17 protein-coding genes are annotated in these 18,269 nt (G+C 63.0%); 5 read left to right on the top strand and 12 right to left on the bottom strand.

Features of this window, described 5'->3' with window-relative positions; genetic code table 11:
• Nucleotides 1–58: 58 nt before the first annotated feature.
• The 4 genes from AB4Y81_RS11915 to AB4Y81_RS11900 form a co-directional block, all read right to left on the bottom strand.
• A complete protein-coding gene (locus tag AB4Y81_RS11915; RefSeq protein ID WP_441995959.1) occupies nucleotides 59–712 on the bottom strand; it encodes an SRPBCC family protein in 654 nt (217 codons plus the stop codon).
• Between the two features lie 99 nt (nucleotides 713–811).
• Nucleotides 812–2,044: an amidohydrolase family protein gene (locus AB4Y81_RS11910; protein ID WP_441995958.1), complete on the bottom strand. Its 1,233-nt coding sequence runs from the start codon at nucleotides 2,042–2,044 to the stop codon at nucleotides 812–814.
• Nucleotide 2,045: 1 nt separating this feature from the next.
• A complete protein-coding gene (locus AB4Y81_RS11905; protein ID WP_064722705.1) occupies nucleotides 2,046–2,555 on the bottom strand; it encodes a GAF domain-containing protein in 510 nt (169 codons plus the stop codon).
• Nucleotides 2,552–3,946, bottom strand: coding sequence for an MFS transporter (locus AB4Y81_RS11900; RefSeq protein ID WP_055972435.1), 1,395 nt, complete (start codon nucleotides 3,944–3,946; stop codon nucleotides 2,552–2,554). The genes AB4Y81_RS11905 and AB4Y81_RS11900 overlap by 4 nt, the downstream gene beginning before the upstream one ends.
• 108 nt (nucleotides 3,947–4,054) lie before the next feature.
• On the opposite strand from AB4Y81_RS11900, the gene AB4Y81_RS11895 reads away from it, so the two are divergent.
• Nucleotides 4,055–4,933, top strand: coding sequence for a MurR/RpiR family transcriptional regulator (locus AB4Y81_RS11895; protein WP_441995957.1), 879 nt, complete (start codon nucleotides 4,055–4,057; stop codon nucleotides 4,931–4,933).
• 50 nt (nucleotides 4,934–4,983) lie between these two features.
• The gene (locus tag AB4Y81_RS11890; RefSeq protein ID WP_441995956.1) at nucleotides 4,984–5,562 is read left to right on the top strand and encodes an adenylate kinase; all 579 of its coding nucleotides are present in this window, start codon (nucleotides 4,984–4,986) and stop codon (nucleotides 5,560–5,562) included.
• 136 nt (nucleotides 5,563–5,698) lie between these two features.
• On the opposite strand, the gene AB4Y81_RS11885 is transcribed toward AB4Y81_RS11890, so the two are convergent.
• The 3 genes from AB4Y81_RS11885 to AB4Y81_RS11875 are packed head-to-tail and all read right to left on the bottom strand — an operon-like array spanning nucleotide 5,699 to nucleotide 8,333.
• Nucleotides 5,699–6,271: a flavin reductase family protein gene (locus AB4Y81_RS11885; RefSeq protein ID WP_018778815.1), complete on the bottom strand. Its 573-nt coding sequence runs from the start codon at nucleotides 6,269–6,271 to the stop codon at nucleotides 5,699–5,701.
• Nucleotides 6,272–6,273: 2 nt separating this feature from the next.
• Nucleotides 6,274–7,320: a methionine synthase gene (locus AB4Y81_RS11880; protein WP_441995955.1), complete on the bottom strand. Its 1,047-nt coding sequence runs from the start codon at nucleotides 7,318–7,320 to the stop codon at nucleotides 6,274–6,276.
• Nucleotides 7,321–7,340: 20 nt separating this feature from the next.
• Nucleotides 7,341–8,333 carry a DUF1852 domain-containing protein gene (locus tag AB4Y81_RS11875; protein ID WP_018778817.1) on the bottom strand — a complete coding sequence of 331 codons (993 nt, stop codon included), beginning with the start codon at nucleotides 8,331–8,333 and terminating at the stop codon, nucleotides 7,341–7,343.
• A gap of 122 nt (nucleotides 8,334–8,455) precedes the next feature.
• Here AB4Y81_RS11875 and AB4Y81_RS11870 point away from each other — a divergent pair, with 122 nt between their 5' ends.
• Nucleotides 8,456–9,397, top strand: coding sequence for a LysR family transcriptional regulator (locus tag AB4Y81_RS11870; RefSeq protein WP_018778818.1), 942 nt, complete (start codon nucleotides 8,456–8,458; stop codon nucleotides 9,395–9,397).
• Between the two features lie 4 nt (nucleotides 9,398–9,401).
• Here the strand turns inward: AB4Y81_RS11870 and AB4Y81_RS11865 are convergent, their stop codons facing one another.
• The 5 genes from AB4Y81_RS11865 to AB4Y81_RS11845 all read right to left on the bottom strand — a co-directional run bounded on the left by AB4Y81_RS11865 (nucleotide 9,402) and on the right by AB4Y81_RS11845 (nucleotide 14,797).
• Nucleotides 9,402–10,148, bottom strand: a complete 747-nt coding sequence (locus AB4Y81_RS11865) for a glycosyltransferase (protein WP_441995954.1) — start codon at nucleotides 10,146–10,148, stop codon at nucleotides 9,402–9,404.
• Nucleotides 10,145–11,509, bottom strand: coding sequence for a PIG-L family deacetylase (locus AB4Y81_RS11860; protein ID WP_441995953.1), 1,365 nt, complete (start codon nucleotides 11,507–11,509; stop codon nucleotides 10,145–10,147). Before AB4Y81_RS11860 ends, AB4Y81_RS11865 begins: the two co-directional genes overlap by 4 nt.
• Complete coding sequence (locus AB4Y81_RS11855) at nucleotides 11,503–12,579, bottom strand: acyl-CoA dehydrogenase family protein (protein ID WP_441995952.1); 1,077 nt, start codon at nucleotides 12,577–12,579, stop codon at nucleotides 11,503–11,505. The genes AB4Y81_RS11860 and AB4Y81_RS11855 overlap by 7 nt, the downstream gene beginning before the upstream one ends.
• Before the next feature lie 101 nt (nucleotides 12,580–12,680).
• Nucleotides 12,681–13,847 (bottom strand): FG-GAP-like repeat-containing protein, encoded by a 1,167-nt coding sequence (locus tag AB4Y81_RS11850; RefSeq protein ID WP_441995951.1) that lies wholly within the window; start codon nucleotides 13,845–13,847, stop codon nucleotides 12,681–12,683.
• Complete coding sequence (locus tag AB4Y81_RS11845) at nucleotides 13,844–14,797, bottom strand: YncE family protein (protein WP_441995950.1); 954 nt, start codon at nucleotides 14,795–14,797, stop codon at nucleotides 13,844–13,846. The genes AB4Y81_RS11850 and AB4Y81_RS11845 overlap by 4 nt, the downstream gene beginning before the upstream one ends.
• Nucleotides 14,798–15,093: 296 nt before the next feature.
• Here AB4Y81_RS11845 and AB4Y81_RS11840 point away from each other — a divergent pair, with 296 nt between their 5' ends.
• Nucleotides 15,094–17,379, top strand: coding sequence for a SulP family inorganic anion transporter (locus AB4Y81_RS11840; RefSeq protein ID WP_441995949.1), 2,286 nt, complete (start codon nucleotides 15,094–15,096; stop codon nucleotides 17,377–17,379).
• Between the two features lie 232 nt (nucleotides 17,380–17,611).
• A complete protein-coding gene (locus AB4Y81_RS11835) occupies nucleotides 17,612–18,208 on the top strand; it encodes a J-domain-containing protein (protein WP_064722698.1) in 597 nt (198 codons plus the stop codon).
• The last annotated feature ends 61 nt before the right edge of the window (nucleotides 18,209–18,269 follow it).

Here is an 18,269-nt window from a genome sequence, read left to right as displayed (position 1 = left end):
TTATGGCCTTTGGGATACCCCCTATGGGCCGTAAGTAACCCCGCGTTTCTTTCTCCGGTCAGTGCTGGCCGAGGGCGCCACCCAGTGGAGGGATGGCTCCGGGGTCGTCCCCGTCCCTGCGTTCGGCCTTGCTTCGGGTATCGCTTTCGGCGGTGCCATCCGAGTCTCCGTCGACGTCCGCCAACCCGTTGGTCTGGTCGAACGGGTGGTTGATGGGGTCGATAACCGGTGTGGTGTTTGTGGTGTCGGTTCCCGCAGTGTTTGTGGTGTCGGTTCCCGCGGCGCCGGTCTCCGGTGCCTGCTTTTCGATGTACTCCTTGAACTTCTTCAAGTCTGACTCAGCCTGCCTCTCAACAATGTGCAACTTGTCCCCCAGGAATTCCAGGACGCCGTGGGGTTCGTATTCCAACGACAAGTGCAGGGAAGTCTGGCTGGGGCCGGCTTCCTTGAACTCCACCCACCCTGCGTTCTTGACACCCTCGACGGCGGCCCACGCCACGGCACGGTCCACGTCCTGCTGGACGATCCTGGCTTCCCACGTGCGGTGGACGCCTGCAATCTCGGCGACCCATTCAAGGCGGTCGTCGCCGAGCCGCGTCACTCGCTCCACTCCGCCCATGAACTGCGGGAATTCCTCGAACTGTGTCCATTGCCTGTAGGCCGTACTGATCGGAACGTTGACCATGATTGTCTTGTTCACTTTCGTGGTCACTTTGTCCTCCTCCTGCTCGATTCGGTATTGATCAGCATGCTTACATTATCGGGCTTTTCGGAGGGGAAGAACAGGCCTGATAGCCCTCGGGAGCAGGCGCTAGGAGATCACCCGGCCGTTCTGGACCAGGTATTCGAGGTGCTCCGAAATATCGGCAAGCACGGAGATATCGGCCACCGGATCCGCGTCCAGGACCAGCATGTCCGCGTCGGCGCCCGGCGCCACCACGCCAAGTTCACCTGCGCGCTCAAGCAGCAGCGCCGCCGTCGTGGTGGCTGAGCGGATGGCGTCGATGGCGGGCTGGACCTTGCCCAACAGCCTGAACTGTTCGTTCTGGTGGCGGTGCATGCCGCCCAGAAGATCGGATCCGAAGGCCATCTTGACGCCTGTCTGGTGTGCACGCGAGATGGCTTCGAGTCCGCTGGTGAGCACGGAGTCCACCTTGGCCCACATCTCCTCGGTGAGGCCGAATTCCTTGCCTTCTTCCTTCAACGCCCAGTAGGTCACCAGCGTGGGAACCAGGAAGGCGTCCTTCTCGAGGAAGAGCCGCAGGCTTTCGTCGTCCAGGAGGTTGCCGTGTTCGATCGAACGCACGCCGGCTTCCAGCGCGCGGTTGATGGCCCGGGCGGTGTAGGCGTGGGCTGCGACGTAGCGGTTGGCAGCCTCGGCCTCTTCCACTGCTGCCCGCATTTCCTCCATGGAATACTGCGTGGAGTCGATGCGGTCAGTGGGGGAGGAGACGCCGCCGGACGCCATGATCTTGATGTGGTGGGCGCCCTTGCGGATTTCGTCGCGGGCAGCGGCCCTGACAGCGTCCACGCCATCAGCCACCCGGCCGATGCCACAGCAGCCGCGGCCATTGGGATCATGATCTTCGCCGGGGAGCCGCATATCGCCGTGACCGCCGGTCTGGCTCAGCGCATGGCCGCAGAAGTGGATTTTCGGGCCTTCCAGCAGCCCCTCCTCCTGCGCCATGGCCAGACCGAAGTCGGCGCCCGAGAGGTCACGGACAGTAGTAAAGCCGCGGCGCAGCATCTCTCCCATGATCCGGGCCGTCTGCGCGTAGACGTACGACGCCGGCGTGTAGGTCAGGGAACGGAAGTCGGCGCTTGACGCCACGACGTGGACGTGGGCGTCGATGAGGCCCGGGATGACGAACTTCCCTGTGCCGTCGATGACCCGGGCGTTCGAAGGCGCCTCGGCGTTCGGTCCTACGCTGCTGATCTTTCCATCAATGCTCACGACGTCGGCAGTCGAGTAGGTGCCGGCGTCCACGTCCAGGACGCTGGCGTTGCGGATGACGAGGGCCGTGGTTTCAAGGGTGGTGCTCATGCTAAACGGTGTCCTTCCCGGGGACTTCGGGGTCTTCAGGTACTTCAGTGGGATGGGCTTCAAAGGCTTGGACCAGCGCGGGCAGGTTCGCGTTGATGACTTCGACGGCGGTGTCCACACTTTGCCGCGTGTACTTGCCTTCCGCATCAAGGAGCGCCAGGACGCCCACCACGTTGTTGCCAGGATCGAGGACCGGCACGTTGATCACGGCTCCGCATCCGAGCTGCTGGATAAGTCCGGAGTCTGAAAAGACTTCGCGGAGTGCTGCCAGGTCAGGGGCAAGGAACGGCTTCTTTTCTTCGATGACGGTTCCCAGCCAGCCGGGGGAGATCTCGACGGTCTTCTCTCCGCCCACCGGGTATTCCGCGGGATGGCTGGTGAACAGCCGCTTCAGGCCGGAACGTTGCGGGATCCACTGCAATGCAGTGAACAGGATGACTCCCGGATCCTTCTGCAGGGAGGTGAAGGCCTCTTGGAACGTGGTGTCAGTCTTCATGGTGTTTCCGCTCATTTGCTCGCTGTTCCTGCCGCTGCCGGGTCATGTTCGGCTCGGGCGTTGATGTCTTCCAGCGACTTGCCCGCAGTGGAGGCGCCGAAGATCACGACGCCCAGGACGCCGATTGTCAGCACCACGGTGGTCATGGTGAACACTCCGCCGAAACCGAGCGAAGCCGCGAAGATTCCGATGATGGACGGGGCCAGGATGCTGCCGACGCGGCCCACAGCACTGGCAAGGCCAACGCCGGTGGCGCGCATCCAGGTGGGGAAGAGCTCCGGCGTGTAGGCGTAAACACCTGCGTAGGTGCCGTTCAGGAAGAAGGACAACGTTGCTGCGGCTACCAGGATCATGCCGGAATCGTTGGACTGGCTCAGCCAGAAGGCGCTGATGGCCGATCCCGCCAGGTAGAGGGCGATGGTGTTTTTGCGGTCGATCCGGTCACACAACCAGGCCGCCGAGAAGTAGCCGGGGATTTGTGCCAGGTAAATGAGGATGGAGAATTCGAAGCTCTTGGTGACCGTGATGCCACGGCCTACCAGCAACGTGGGAATCCAGGAGAAGAAGCCGTAGTAGGAGAACGTGATGACGAACCAGATCAACCAGATCACCGCGGTCCGGCGGCGCATTGCCTTTGACCACATGAATTTCAGGGCATTCCAGACACTGATCTTTTGCTCGTGCTTGGTGATCTCTTCTTCCGCGGATGGCAAGGGCGCCAAGGGCTTCCCGGTGGCTTTCACTACGCTCTGCTCGAAGCGATCCACTACTGCGGTTGCCTCTGCGATGCGCCCGCGGCTGATGAGGAAGCGCGGGGATTCGGGCAGGCTGCGACGCCACCAGAGCAGGAGGAGGATGGGAACGGCAGTGATGACCTGCGCCCAGCGCCAGCCATCCTCGCCCATCGGAACCACGAACCGGCCGATCAGCGCGGCAGCCACGAAGCCGAAGGAGAAGAAGCCGGCCAGGGTTCCAATGAACCAGCCGCGGCGCTTGGGAGGGATGAACTCGGAGAGGAAGGGGGCGATGATCACGCTTTCAGCGCCGGCCCCCAATCCTGCAAAGATCCGTGCAATCAGGAAGATTTCGAAGTTGGGGGCCATGGCCGCGACGATCGACATGAGGCAGTAGAAGGCAAGAGCCCACAACATGACCTTCTTGCGGCCGAAGCGGTCACCCATCCAACCGGCCAGGATTGCGCCGAAGAAGAAGCCGAACGGGGCCGCGGAGCCAACCAATCCGAGGCTGGCGGTGCTGAGGCCCCATAGTTCCTGGATGCGCGGGAGCAGGAAGGCGACTACTGCACCGTCCATGCCGTCGAACGAGTAGCCGAGGCCTCCGATAAGGAGAAGCTTGTAGTGTGGTCGACTGAGAGCCAGACGATCCAAGCGTGCTGTGAGAGACATGGTGATTCCTGCCAAAGTGGGCCAAGTTGTACATTTTTAGGAATATGCACGGATCTGTGCAGAAGCGATATATCGAAGTTACGGCCAAAGTGTGAGGTAGGTCAATAGGTGGAAGAAGATTTCGACTCGTCAACGTTGACCGAGTGGCTGGACAGCCGTGTCCAAGGGCGGAAGCTCGCGGCACGCCAATTGCAAGTCATTGGCATCCTCCGATCCCAGCCACGGCTTGCGTCCTACGGCTCTGTCAGCGACATCGCCGGGGCTGCCGCCTCGAACGCCTCCACGGTGACAAGAACCGCGCAAACACTGGGATTCAAGGGGTGGGCAGACTTCCAATTCGAGCTGCGTTCACGCTTCCTGGCGTCCCTTAGCGCAGTGGAAGTTGCCGCCGAACACAACGGCCACATCAACAGCCCGGCACAGGCTGCAGTGTCCACGGATCGCGCCAACCTGGCCCACTTTGAGCGAACCCTGGATGCCAACACCCTTCATGACATTGCGCAGGCGATTGCCGGTGCACGGCAGACTTTCATCGTTGCAGCAGGCAGTTACGCCATCCCGGGCAAGGCGCTGGAACACAACGCGATCATCGCCGGCTACAACGTCCGGCTCCTCGACGCCGACGTCGCTGCCCTGACCAACGCCATCGCACGGCTTGGTGCAGAAGACCTCGTCATCGTGATCAGCCTCTGGAGGGTCTACGACAGCACCATGCGGGCGGTCGAGATCGCGCACAACCTGGGCACCCCCATCGCCTCCATCACGGACAGCGCAGGATCGCCGGTGGCAGTGCATGCTGATCATCGGATCGTGGTGCCTACGGAAGGCGCGGGATTCTTCCCATCCCTGACAGGTGCCGTATCCGCGGTCCAGGCGATCGCCGTCGAACTCGCTTCCCTGGACCGTGAGCGGTCCAACCAGAACATCGCTGCATCGGAGCGTACCTGGGACCAGATGCGGATCATGCACCCGCGCTCCAGCTCCTAGCGGGAGAGTAGTCTTGTAACCCCGGCCGCCTCTCGAAACGGACCAGTGTCATGGCGCGACTGATCATCATGGGCCCTCCAGGTTCCGGCAAAGGCACGCAGGCTGAGCACCTTGCGCGGCATTTCGGGATTCCCGCCATCTCCACGGGGGATCTGTTCCGCGCCCACGTCCGGGACAGAACCGAACTCGGGCTGGAAGCCAGTGCTTTCATGGACAAGGGCGAGTTTGTGCCGGACCACGTCACCACGGACATGCTCAAGCAGCGCATGGAGGAACCCGATGCTGCCGACGGCTTCCTGCTGGATGGCTACCCCCGGACTGTCATTCAGATCGGGGCCCTGGACGAGATGCTTGCAGCACGTGGCCAGCCCTTGGAAGTTGTCCTGGCGCTCACGGCCCCGGACGGCGAGCTGCTGGCCCGGATGCTCCGCCGTGCCCAAGAACAGGGCCGTAGTGATGATACCGAAGCTGTGATCCAACGTCGGCTGGAGCTGTACCGCGAAGAGACCCAGCCGGTTTTGACGGCGTACACCAAGCGCGGGATTCTGTTGACCGTGGAGGGAACCGGCGAGCGGGAAAGCATTACGCGGGCCGCAATTGCCGCCGTCGAAGGGGCGCTGGCGGCTTAGCCCCAGGGGACCGCTTCGCGCGCAGTTCGACGACGGCGACCGCACCGCCGTCGACTTTAACGAGGACGACGGCGGGAGTTATGCTCCCGCCGTCGTCCGCCGTTCGGCCTGCTGCATTGCATTGTTGGCGCGGCGCTCAGCCTTCATGCTTGGAATGCTCGCCCAGACGGTGCCATGAACGGTTGTGGTAGACCAGGGCGTCGCCGGATTCGCCCGCTTGGACGTCACGCATCACGCGGGACTCCAGGGCGTGAACGGCGATGATGCTGGAGGTCCCCACCTCCATGCGATTGATGACGGCGCAACGCACCCAGGCGCGGACATCGTCATACACCGCTTCTCCGGTTTCAAGGGTCGACCAGCGGTGCGTTTGGTCAAAGCGGTCGGCGCCGGGGGTGGCTCCAAACTTCGCCAAGTCGATGTCGTGCGCGTCCAGCAGGTGCACGACGACGGTTTCGGCGCGTGAAAGGACCTCAGAGGCAGAGGACAATGCCGAGACCGAGAAAATCAGCAACGGAGGTTCCGCACTCACTGAGACGACCGACGACACCGTCAGCGCCACCGGTCCTTCGCCGGCATCCGCCGTGATGACGGCGACACCTCCAGGGTGGCCACGGAACAGTGCTTTGAATTCGTCGGCCGAGAGGGAGGACGGGAAGCTTTGCTGCGGAGCCCCGACCCACGTGTCCGGCGGGTAGGCATGAAACATGGTTATGACACCTGGGCGGCGGAGCGGGCGAGTTCCTCGCGGATGATGTTCGTCCCTGCGCTGAGAGCGCTCAGCTTGGCCAGTGCGACGTCCCGGGGGAACGGTGCCATGCCGCAGTTGGAGCTGGGGATGAGCTTGTCCGCATCGACGAACTGCAGGGCCTTGCGGAGGGTGTCGGCGACCTCCTCCGGGGTCTCGATGGTCTCATTTGCGACGTCGATTGCCCCGAGCATGACTTTCTTGCCGCGGAGGAGCTCGATGAGTTCCATGGGCACGTGGGAGTTCTGGCACTCCAGCGAGATGATGTCGATGCTGGAGCTCTGCAGCAGCGGGAACGATTCCTCGTACTGCCGCCACTGTGAGCCGAGCGTCGCCTTCCAGTCAGTATTGGCCTTGATCCCGTAGCCGTAGCAGATATGCACGGCGGTCTCCGTGCGCAGTCCCTCTGCCGCTCTCTCCAGGGCGGCCACGCCCCAGTCCTTGACCTCATCGAGGAAGACATTGAAGGCGGGCTCGTCGAACTGGATGATGTCCACTCCGGCCGCCTCCAGTTCTTTCGCCTCCTCGTTCAGGATCGCGGCGAACTCCCAGGCCAGCTTCTCGCGGCTCTTGTAGTGGTCATCGTAGAGCGTGTCCACCATCGTCATTGGGCCGGGAAGAGTCCATTTGATCGGCCGGTCGGTGGTTGCGCGGAGGAACTTTGCGTCTTCGACGAAAACCGGCCGCTCACGGCGCACCGGTCCGACGACGGTCGGCACGCTCGCGTCGTAGCGGTCGCGGATGCGCACGGTCTTGCGCTGTTCGAAGTCGACCCCGCTGAGATGCTCGATGAAGGTAGTGACGAAGTGCTGGCGGGTTTGCTCGCCGTCGCTGACGATGTCGATGCCGCGCCGGGTCTGTTCCTGGATGACGATCCGCAGGGCATCCTGCTTGCCTTCGAGCAGCGCATCTCCCTCCAGTTTCCACGGCGACCAAAGAGTCTCCGGCTGTGCGAGCCACGATGGTTTCGGCAGGCTTCCGACAACGGTGGTGGGCAAAAGTGTGTTCATGATTGACGTTTCTCCGGGGGTCAGTTGACGAGAACGGGGTATTTGGCGGTCCACCGGTCCAACAGGTCCTTGTGGGGAGTGATGAAGTGCTCCTCCGTGTATTTCGCCTGCTTGACCGCGAGCTGACTGCGCTCGACGCGGTCGTAAGCGATCCGGGTCCGCGAGTAATCCTGTTCTCCCAGGCTCGGCTGGTAGATGGCGGCGGCGGCGGAGTTCGCGTTGTAGACCTCCGGGCGGTAGATCTTCTGGAACGTCTCCATGGTGCTGATCGTGCCGATGAGCTGCAGGTTGGAGTAGTCGTTGAGCAGGTCGCCGCGGAAATAGAAGGCGAGCGGCGCTACGCTGCCGGGCGGCATGAAGTAGCGGACCTGCAGCCCCATCTTTCCGAAGTACAGGTCGGTCAGCGAGAAGTCGTCCTGCTGGTACTCGACGCCCAGGACCGGGTGATGGTTTCCGGTGCGCCGGTATGTCTTGCTCGTGGAGACGCTGATGCAGACCACCGGCGGCTGCGGGAAGCGTTCCTGGCATTCCGGGGAATCGAGGAAGTGCTGGAACAGTTTGCCGTGAAGATCGCCGAAGTCCTCGGGAACGGTGGGCTTGCCTGAGTCGCCTGCTGCTGCCGGCAGTACGACGCTGAAGTCGAAGTCGCGGACGTAGGAGGAGAAGTTGTTTCCCACGATCCCTTGGTGACGGACCCCGTTCAGCTGGTCGACGATCTGGATGTCGAGAACCTCGAACAGGGGGAACTGCTGGTCCGTGGCTTCCGTGGGGAGCTGTATCTGTACGGAAACGATCTCAAGTTCGAGCGTGTAGCGGTCCCGGTGCGGGTTGTCCCAGGCTGCGAGATCGTTGAAGCGTCGCCGCATCATCGTCAAGGCGTTGCGGAGGTTCTCCTGGCGGTGCTCGCCCCGTGCCAGGTTGGCGAAATTCGTCGTGATCCGGGAGCCTTCCGACGGCGAGTAGTCCTCGTCGAAGCGGGTGGTGGTGATGCTGAAGCTGAAGTCGTCTGCCATGCGTTGCCAATCCGTGGTGATGGGCCGGAGACGGCCTTTCAGAAGGGGATGTATCCATGGTGCAACCTTCCTGGGGATATCGGGTAACTAGGCATTTCTATGCATTCATATAGAATTTCCCTATGCCCCAGATTTCGAGTGGTCTGACCCTGCAGCAGCTCCGTTACTTCATAGAGGTTGCAGCTGAGGGGTCGATCTCCGCGGCTGCCGACCTTCTCTACGTTGCGCAGCCGACAATGTCTGCCGCGATGAAGGATCTTGAGGCCCGGGTGGGCCGTGCGCTCCTGCTCCGTTCCGCCCGCGGGGTCACCCTCACCGCCGACGGGGTGGAGTTCCTCGGCTATGCGAGGCAGGTCGTCGAGCAGTTTGCTCTCCTTGAGCAGCGCTACCTCGGCAGCCCACCGACGCGACGTTTGCTCGGGGTGTCAACGCAGCACTACTCGTTCGCGGTTGATGCCTTCGTCCGGATGGTCAAGGCCACTGACGTGGCCGAATACGAGTTCTCGCTGCGCGAGTCCCGAACCTGGGACATCATCGAGGATGTCCGGACGCTCCGCAGCGAGATAGGCATCCTTTACCGGAACGATTTCAACCGGAAGATCATCGACAAGCTGATCCGGGATTCCGGGCTCGCGTTCACTCCGCTTTTCCTTGCCGATCCGCACATTTTCATTTCACGGCACAACCCGCTCGCCTCAAAAGAGCGCGCGACCCTCGACGATCTCGCCGGCATGCCGCGGCTTACCTTCGACCAAGGTGCGAATAACTCCTTCTACTTCGCCGAGGAGATTCTCTCCACCTTGTCCAGCAAGCAGGAGATCCGGGTCTCTGACCGTGCGACGATCTTCAACCTCATGATCGGTCTCCACGGCTACACAATCTCGACGGGTATCATCAGCGGCCGCCTCGACCCGGAGATCGTCGCCATCCCGCTCGACGTTGACGAACGCATCGAGATCGGCTGGATCGGCCACGCAGCGATTCCGCTCACTGACCAAGCGCAGCGCTACCTCAAGGAATTGCGGGCCGTCGTCGCTGAGTTCGGCGTAGCGCTGATCGACTGACGGCTTAGCCAGTTACGGCCGGAAGTTCCGCTCCCAGGGCCCGGAGGTAGGCAGCGAATCCCTCCGGTGCGCGGGCGTGGGTCCGCCCGGAAGTCAGGACGCGGATGCTGTCCGTAGCGACCACCTGGAATCCCCGGCTGCGGAGGCGTTCCACCAGGACCCTGTCCTCGTGCGCCCGAAGCATCGGAAAGCCGCCGACGGCAAGATATGCAGAGCCGCGGACACCAAAGTTCGCGCCATAAATATGCTGGTGGTTCTCGCGGAACGGGTGGAGTTCCAGCCAGCGCCGCAGCACTGCGGGGTCAACATCGTTGGGGTCGGGCTCCACGGAACCCAGGATGGCATCCGCTCCGTTGTCAGCGAGCTCCACCTGACGTACAAGCCAGTTCTCCGGCACCGCGGAATCGGCATCGGTGTTGGCGAGCCAGAGGTCCCCGGCGTTGATGGGGTGGCACGCGGCCAGCGCGCTGCGGAAGCCAAAACCGCGGCTGGCGCCCGTGCTCCGCAACGCCACTTCAATCAGGGAAAAGCGGGCATCGCCGGTTACGTACGCGGCCGTGATCTCCGCTGAACGGTCGGTGCAACTGTCCAGGACCACCGTCATGCGGAGCCGGATGTCCGGGCGTGCCTTGTTGAGCGCGTCGGCGGCTGCCCGAAGCGCTGACAGCGCTTTGCCGATGTGCTGGTCCTCGTTGTGGGCGGGCACCACCACTGCCACATCCCGTATGCCCTGGGGTGCCGGATCTGTCATGTCGCTCCGCCCGGGGCGATGAGGATCTCGAGCATGAAGTCTTTCTCACGGTAAAGCCCATGCGTAGGCCACTCCAGCTGGGTGCGGGCCATCGCATGGACGGCTTCCGCATCAAGTTGCCAGCCGGAAATCGGGTGCCGCCAGTGGCACAGGAGCAGGGTGCCGCCGGGGCGGGTGGAGGCATGGATCCTGGCCAGGAGTTCGGTGAGCTCCTCCGGGGAAAGGTAGTAGCCGGTCTCGGACAACACCACCAGATCGAACATGCCTTCGGGCCATTCATGCGGCATGGTGAGGTGCCGGGCTTCCGCCGACGGAAACCCGGAAAGCCGCTTACTGGCCTCCTCGAGCGCCGTGCTGCTGGCATCCACTCCGAGGAACGTTCCGCAGCGCTTGGCGAGCTCTTCGCTCAGCGTGCCGATGGAACAGCCCAGTTCCAGTCCTGCTTCGTAGGATTCCCGGGGGAGTGCAGCCAGGGTCAGGGCCCGCTTGCGGCGTTCGTACCAGCTGGTGGTGTAGCTCCAGGGATCCTCTTCGCGGGAGTGGACTTCGTCGAAGATCCGCTCGGCATCCTTGGCGCTGTTGTTTCCAGCCGTTGACGGGTGCCAGGCGAAGGTTTCCCAAGGCCTCTGGAAGTGTTCCAGGAACGTTCCGGAGAGCAGTGTCTCGTCGCCCGGCTGCCCGGAGAGAGGTTCCGTTTGCGAGGCGTGGGCCCGCATCGCGGCAGCTTTGGCTTCCTGCTCCGATGCTTCGAGCGGGACCCGCACCCACGTCCGCCAGGTTTCGTGCTCCGGCCCTGCCCACAGCCAGTACCAGATGGGGTATTCCAACAAACCGTGGCCATCGTTTTCGGCGAGCTGCGCGGCCGTGGAGCCCAGGACGTCGTGGTCGGTGTGCCCGTCGGAACGGAACGGGGCAACGATCGTCACGTTTTCCGCCGGACGCCCTGATGATGCCACGGCCTCCCGCACAGCGTCCGCGATCCGGTCTGCGTTGCCTGCCAGTCTGCCGTCGGGCAGTTCCAGGAACTGCCAGCTCGCGCCGGGAGCCAGCCCGGACACAGCCGCGTCGAACTCAGTGAGCCTGACAGCCGCAAGCTGTTCCGGCGTCGTCGTTGGCGATTCCGGGTGGGAGGCTTCACCGGCGGTGCAGAGCAGGACCTTGATGTCTGCGCCTGCTGCGTGAAGTTTTGCGAGGAATCCGCCGGCGCCCAGGGATTCGTCATCCGGGTGCGCAGCGAGCACCACGAAGGTCGTGCCCGCGAGTTCGTCCTTGTCCAGGGGGAGTTCGGGCAAGGCGGCCAGGCCGCTGGCCAGCCAGTCAGACTCCGCCGTGCCGGTATCTGCATGCGTGAACGTCACCAACTGCGATCCCCTTTCAACGCCAGGGCGCCCAACTGGGCATCGTCCCGCATGGCGTGGTGCTGCCTGATGTACAGGGACAGGTCCGCCATGCGCTTTGCATATGTTTCGTCGAATGCCAGCGGGGCGGGGCCGAGGTTCTGCGTCACCAGGGTTTGGATGCGCTCGACGGCGGCGGCTACCGTTCCGCGGACACGCAAGGCATCGCTCCAGGGGCTTTGACCTTCGGAATCCGCGTCCTCCAGCTCGCCGGCGTCGATGCGTTCCGCGGTCTGGGCGAGGTAGCCGGTAACCGTGCTGATGGTGCGGTCGATTTCACCCAAGGTGGCCAGTGCGATCTGGTCGGGTTCACGGCCATTGCCGGAAGCCTTGCTCAGCGCGGTGGCGTAGTCCCGGGCCACGGCCACCGCCCCGCCCAGCCAGCATGCAGCGACTCCCATTCCGCCCCACGCGAATCCGGGCCGGGAGAAGTACCAGCCCTCCCCGCCGACCGGTGTGGCCGGGACGTTGGCGAAGTGGACCGTGCCGCTCGGGATTTCCTGCAGGCCGCGTGCCGTCCATACCGGGGTTTCCGCGCTCACCCCGGGGTCCTTCAGGTTAACCGCGAAGGCGGCCCTGCCGCCGTCGTCGGGAAGATGCGCGGTGATCACCGCGCCGTCCAGCTGTTGGGCCAGGGAGCACCACGGCTTGGATCCGTGCAGGACGTAGCTGCCGTTCGCTGTGCGTTTGGCTTCGAGCTTCATGCCGGGTCCCTCCGCCGCGAACACTCCCCAGGCGCCTGTCGTGGTGGTTTCGCTTCCGGCCTGGGCGAGGATCGCGAGGGCGTCCAAGTGGGGTTCCAGCACTCGCCCGGCAGCGACATCCACGGCCGTCACTGAAGCCAGGAGTTCCCAGAGCTTGGCTGTGCTGCCCTCCCCGGGCATGGGAGCTGTCTGGCCGAGTTCCCCGGCGATGGCAAGCAGGGCCGGGACATCGCCCACGGCAGCCTTGATCTTTTCCAGGGCTGGTTCCAGGGCTTGGAGCTGTACAGGGACCGAGCTGATGCGTACGGGCTGGGGGTCGGGTGCGCTCATGGACCCAGCCTATTCTAAGCAGCCTTAGTTTTGGCGCGGGTGGAAAGAAGCGACGGCGGGAGAGGCTCCCGCCGTCGTTCGCATTGCTTTGTTTTCGGGTGCTAGATGATCAGGTTCATGGCGTTCCAGCCGGATCCGACCAGGCCGCGGGGGAGCCAGCCTCCTTGGCCGTTGCTGGGGTAGAGCCACAAGGCACCGCCTGCGTCGCGGGCCAGGAGATCCACATTGCCGTCGCCGTTGAAGTCGCCGGGGCCGACGATCGCGGTCATGGCGTTCCAGCCGTAGCCGACCGTGTCGGGGCCCATATATCCCGTTTTGTAACCGGAATACAGGCGTAGAGTTCCCGCTGCATCGGTGGCCAACATGTCCACCATTCCGTTTTTGTCAAAGTCTCCCGGGCTGACCATCGATGTCAGGACGTGCCACCCCGTTCCAAGAAATGTTGACATGATCAGTCCTCCACTCCCGAGGCCGAAATAATGCAACAGTCGCCCTTCTGGGTTGCGGGCTACGACGTCTGCGGTGCCGTTCATGTCGAGGTCCCCCGCGGCGACAATCATGCTGAAGTCACTCCAACCCTGCCCCACTTGGACTCGAGCGAACCAGCCTCCTCGGCCGTTGCCCGGATAGAGCCAGAGTGCGCCGCTGCCATCACGTGCCAGTAGGTCGGCATTGCCGTCTCCATTGAAGTCTCCGGGGGCCACGATGGACGTCATCACGTTCCAGCCTTGCCCAACCTGAATCCGCGGAAACCAGCCACCGTTCCCCTGGCCGGGGTAGAGCCACAGATTTCCATTTCCATCGCGGGAAAGAACATCGGGCTTCAGGTCGCCGTTAAAGTCGTGCCCGACCTTTGCGGTTTTGATCGTGATGCTTATTTGTGGGCTGACACCATCCGGACCATAACCATTGCTGGCAGCGATGCGGAAGGTGTACGTTCCCGGGGTGCTGGGAACGCCCGACAATCCTCCGGTTGATTGCAGTGTCAGCCCCGGCGGCAGTGCTCCGCTGGCAACCCTGAACTGGGGCACGAACGAGCCGCTCGCCGTGAAGAGGTGTTGGTAGAGGACTCCGACAGTGCCTGCGGTGGGAGGGATCGGGGACGTGAAAACCGGTGCAACGTTTTTGCCGTCAATAATCCGGATTTCGGCGGCACCTGCGTCGAGGACGTAGATCTTGTTCGTGGCTTGGTTCACCTCCAGGCCCGCCGGGTTGTTGAAACCTTGGACGTCACCCAGGAGTTTCGCCTGTGAATCATAAACCGTCACCCGGTAACCGTAAAGTCGGATGCATAGACTTTGTTAGTGGTTTCATTGACTGTAATGCTGTGATAAAAGGTTTTGGTGGTCGGCGTGTTAGTTACTTTCAGCGTGGTCCCGTCGATTGCCGTCAGGTACCGCTCACCCTCATCTGATGCATAGACCATGTTGGTTCTGCGATTAATCGCCATGACGCTGGGGCGGGCGCCTGTTTCGGTTCCTACGATCGTCACGCTGTTTGCTCGTCCACTGAGGACCGCAATTGCCTTTGTGGACGGGCAAGCGAAAAAGGCCTGCTGCGTGATGTCGTTCACTACCGCAGACTGTGCCACACAACCGACTTCGACAGTGCTGAAGGCGTGGTCGGCGCCGTCGAAGACCCCAATCTGTTTGCTGGACCAGTCCGTTATAAAGACCCTGTTTGTTGACTCATCGACAACCATCGATTCTGGAATCAGGGGGGCGGGCAGATAGCTTCCCGTCCGAGTGGCTCCGTCAATAACAGAGATTCCGCCGGTCCGGTGGCTAACGAAGATTGTGTTGGTCTTCTTGTTGACAGCAATGGCCGACGCGAGCGAGGTGATGGGGATCGTAGTTGTCGATTCGGACGAGCCGTCGATAACCGTAATCAGGTTGTTGCCGTCATGAGCGACGTATACCTGGTTAGTCACTTCATTGAGAGCAATTTCTTTGGGATATGCAGCAACGGCAATTGATTTGGACGTCATGGTATATCCGTCAATAATCATCACTGATTTACCAAAGTAATTGGCGACGTAGACTTTGTTGGTCGTGGAGTTCAATGCTTCGTCCGCAGGGCGGCTGCCTGCGAATTTTTGATCCGTGAGCATGTCTGCCTGGGCTGGCTCGGCTGCGACGCCTACGAGGACCGTTGCCATCGTGATCAAGGCTAGGAATCCGGCAGCAAGACGCCTCCCGGTGCCCCCAGCAAAAGTCATCAATGTACCCTGAGCAGCCAATGCTCAACCCCCCAAAATCCGGTGCGCGACTATCGCTTCAACCAGCGAAGCTTACAGCCAACTATCAGGAAAATGTGATCGGGGACGCATTGTTTCTCGCGGGCGCTCAAGGGCCAGTTGCCTCCAACGAGCCCACACCGTGCAAAAGTTCCCCCGAGTCCCCGCATGACGCCATATCTTCACAACTTTTGTCATGCGTGTCACATGTACTTGTCACTGACAGTGACAGATTCCGTAGCTTGGAAGGGTCAGCACCTTCCGAGCCAGGAGAACCAATGCCTCAGCCCAACGAATCCGCCTCCGTCCCCACCGACTCCCACAGCCCGCCGGGCCCGGGAACAAAGAAGCCAAGTTTCCTCAGCAACCTCGGTGCAGATCTCCCTGCCTCACTCGTGGTCTTCCTCGTAGCCCTTCCGCTTTCCCTTGGAATCGCCGCAGCCTCCGGTGCTCCGATCATGGCCGGGCTCATTGCCGCAGCCGTTGGCGGGATCGTCGCGGGCAGCCTTGGCGGCTCCCCGCTGCAGGTGAGCGGCCCCGCCGCGGGACTGACCGTCGTCGTCGCCGGTCTGGTCGCAGAATTCGGCTGGCAGGTGACGTGCGCAATCACCGCTGCAGCCGGCGTCGTACAGCTGCTCATGGGCGTCAGCCGCATAGGCCGGGCCGCGCTGGCAGTGTCGCCAGTGGTGGTCAAGGCGATGCTCGCGGGCATCGGAATCACGATTATCCTGCAGCAGCTCCATGTCCTCCTCGGCGGGCAGGCTGCAGGCTCCGCCGTCGAAAACCTCACCGCACTGCCAGCCGCAGTCACCAACGTTGAGCTGCACTCGGCACTGCTGGGACTGGCCGTCGTCGCGATTCTGCTGACGTGGAAGTTCCTCCCCGCTGCGGTGCGTAAAGTGCCGGGACCCCTGGCCGCCGTCGTTGCCGTCACCGCGCTGTCCGTAGCGGTGGCGCCGGGCGTGGAGCGGATCAGCTTCACGGGTTCGATTTTCGACGCCGTCGCACTCCCCAGCCTGCCTGATGGCAACTGGCGCGCCGCCGCCATGGCCGTTATCACGGTGGCGCTGATCGCCAGCATCGAATCGCTGCTGTCCGCCGTTGCCGTGGACAAGATGCACGGCGGAATCCGGACCAACCTCAACCGCGAACTCGTCGGTCAAGGCTCGGCGAACATGGTCTCCGGCATGCTCGGTGGATTGCCGGTCACCGGGGTCATCGTCCGCAGCGCCACCAATGTCGAAGCCGGCGCGAAAAGCCGGACGTCCGCCATCCTGCATGGCGTTTGGGTCCTGGTCTTCTCGGCCTTATTCGCCGGTCTCATCCAGCTGATCCCGCTTTCTGTCCTTGCCGGTCTGCTGTTGGTGATCGGCGCGAAGCTCGTCAAAGTGGCCGACATCCGCACCAGTCTGCGCACGGGCGACCTCCTGGTCTATGCCGTCACGCTGGTGTGCGTCGTCGCGCTGAACCTCCTGGAGGGCGTCATCATAGGTCTGGCACTCGCCGCCCTGTGCGTGCTGTGGCGGGTCCTTCGTGCCCAGATCCAGGCGCACGCCCCGGCAGGAACCGGGCTGCCCTGGCGCGTAACGATCGCCGGCTCGTGCAGCTTCTTCGCGCTGCCCCGGCTCAACCGCGTCCTGCACTCCGTGCCCGAAGGCCAGGACGCCGTAGTGGAACTCAACGCCGACTACCTGGATCATGCCTTCCGCGAAGCACTGGTGGCGTGGGAGAAACAGCAGAGGAACGGCGGAGCAGCCGTGGTGGTGGAGGAGCACGGCACTACCGCATTCAGCGACGCCGAGGACAACTCGCCGCAGCGCCAGGAACCGCGCGAATTTCCGCTGCCGCCGCGTACGTCATGGCAGCCGGTCGATGCCGCCGGCCAAAGGAACGACGACGGCGACTCCCACCCGCCGCTGCGCTCCATCCTCCTGGGCATCGACAAATACCACCGCCGCCACGCAGACAAAGTCCGGCCCCTGGTCCAGGACCTCACCGAAGGCCAGAATCCCGACACCCTGTTCGTGGCCTGCGTTGATTCGCGGGTGAATCCGAACCTGATCACCAGCAGTGGTCCCGGTGATCTCCTCACCCTGAGGAACATCGGCAACGTGGTGTGCAGCGACGATCATGACGCCTCCATTGACTCCACGCTGGCCTTTGCAGTGAAGGCCTTGTCCGTGGACTCGATCGTTGTCTGCGGCCACTCCAACTGCGGAGCCATGAAAGCCGTGATCGCCGATGCGGAAGGATCAGCCGCTGGCCTGGGACGTGGGTTCGATGCCTGGCTTGAACATGCCCGCCCCAGCTACCAGGCACTCCTGGCAGGACACCCCGTGGCCCGCGCCGCTGAAGCAGAAGGTTTCGGCCGCCTGGATCAACTCAGCATGGTGAATGTGGCCCTGCAACTGGGCAAGCTGGCGGAGCATCCCGTCACCGGTCCGGCGTTGGCCTCCGGAACAGTGCAGGCGACCGGTCTGTTCTACGACATCTGCACGGCGAGGGTGGTCCTGGTGACCCCGGAAGGTATCGAGCAGTTGGATCCGAGCATGGCCGTCCGCTAAGCCTCAGCGGTGCACCGCCACCACCTACTTTCGATCCCATACTGCCCCGACACTCCGTACCCGCGGCGTGTCGGGGCAGTTTCACGTTCAGAGTGGGTGGTGGAGGTACAGCCTGTCGGTTTCGACGACGGCGCGCTGGGTACGGATTAAGCACTGCAAGGTGGGGAATACTGGACGGAGAACCACGAATTCCGGCAGACGAGGGCTGCCGTTCGAGGAGGTGGCGGACACGATGAGTGCCGGGAACAACGCTTTCAGGCGGAAGCTGGAGCGCGGGGCCGAACTGAGGGCCGTACGCGGCTGGGGCGGCAACGCCCAGGAGGACGCCGAGCTTGAGGCCGCGGACGCCGAAGAACGCGAGAAGCGCCGAAAGGTGGATGACGCGGCCCGCGTCGAATACCTGATCCGGGACGCCATGAACCAAGGGAAGTTCGACAACCTCAAGTACGCGGGCAAACCGATCCCCGGGCTCGGCGAGCACTACGATCCCGACTGGTGGGTCAAGGGACTCATCCAGCGCGAACGGCTGAGCGGGATCGGCCCTCCTGCCATCTTGCTGCGCATTGAAGACGCCGAACTGGACGCGAAGCTGGATCAGCAATACGGCGAGAAACAAGTCCGGGACATCCTCGAGGACTTCAACAAACGCGTGATCGAGGCCCGGAGGCAGCTCCAAGGCGGGCCGCCGGTCATCACGAAACTCAGGGATGTGGATGCCGAACTCGAACGGTGGCGGCAGCGGCGTGCTGCCGCCTCCCCGCCGGAGCCGGAACCGCAGGCGCCGGGCAAACGGACTTGGTGGCAGCGCCTCTGGAACGGCTCGGGCTAATCCGGGCGCTGCCCGCTTGGGCGGGGCGCACACAACAGCAGCCGACGGCGGAACCAGGGTC

The organism is Paenarthrobacter sp. TAF1 (assembly GCF_052113825.1).
Taxonomy (GTDB): domain Bacteria; phylum Actinomycetota; class Actinomycetes; order Actinomycetales; family Micrococcaceae; genus Arthrobacter; species Arthrobacter nicotinovorans.
The sequence above is the reverse complement of the archived record's forward strand: the minus strand, read 5'-3'. Positions and strand labels throughout refer to the sequence as shown.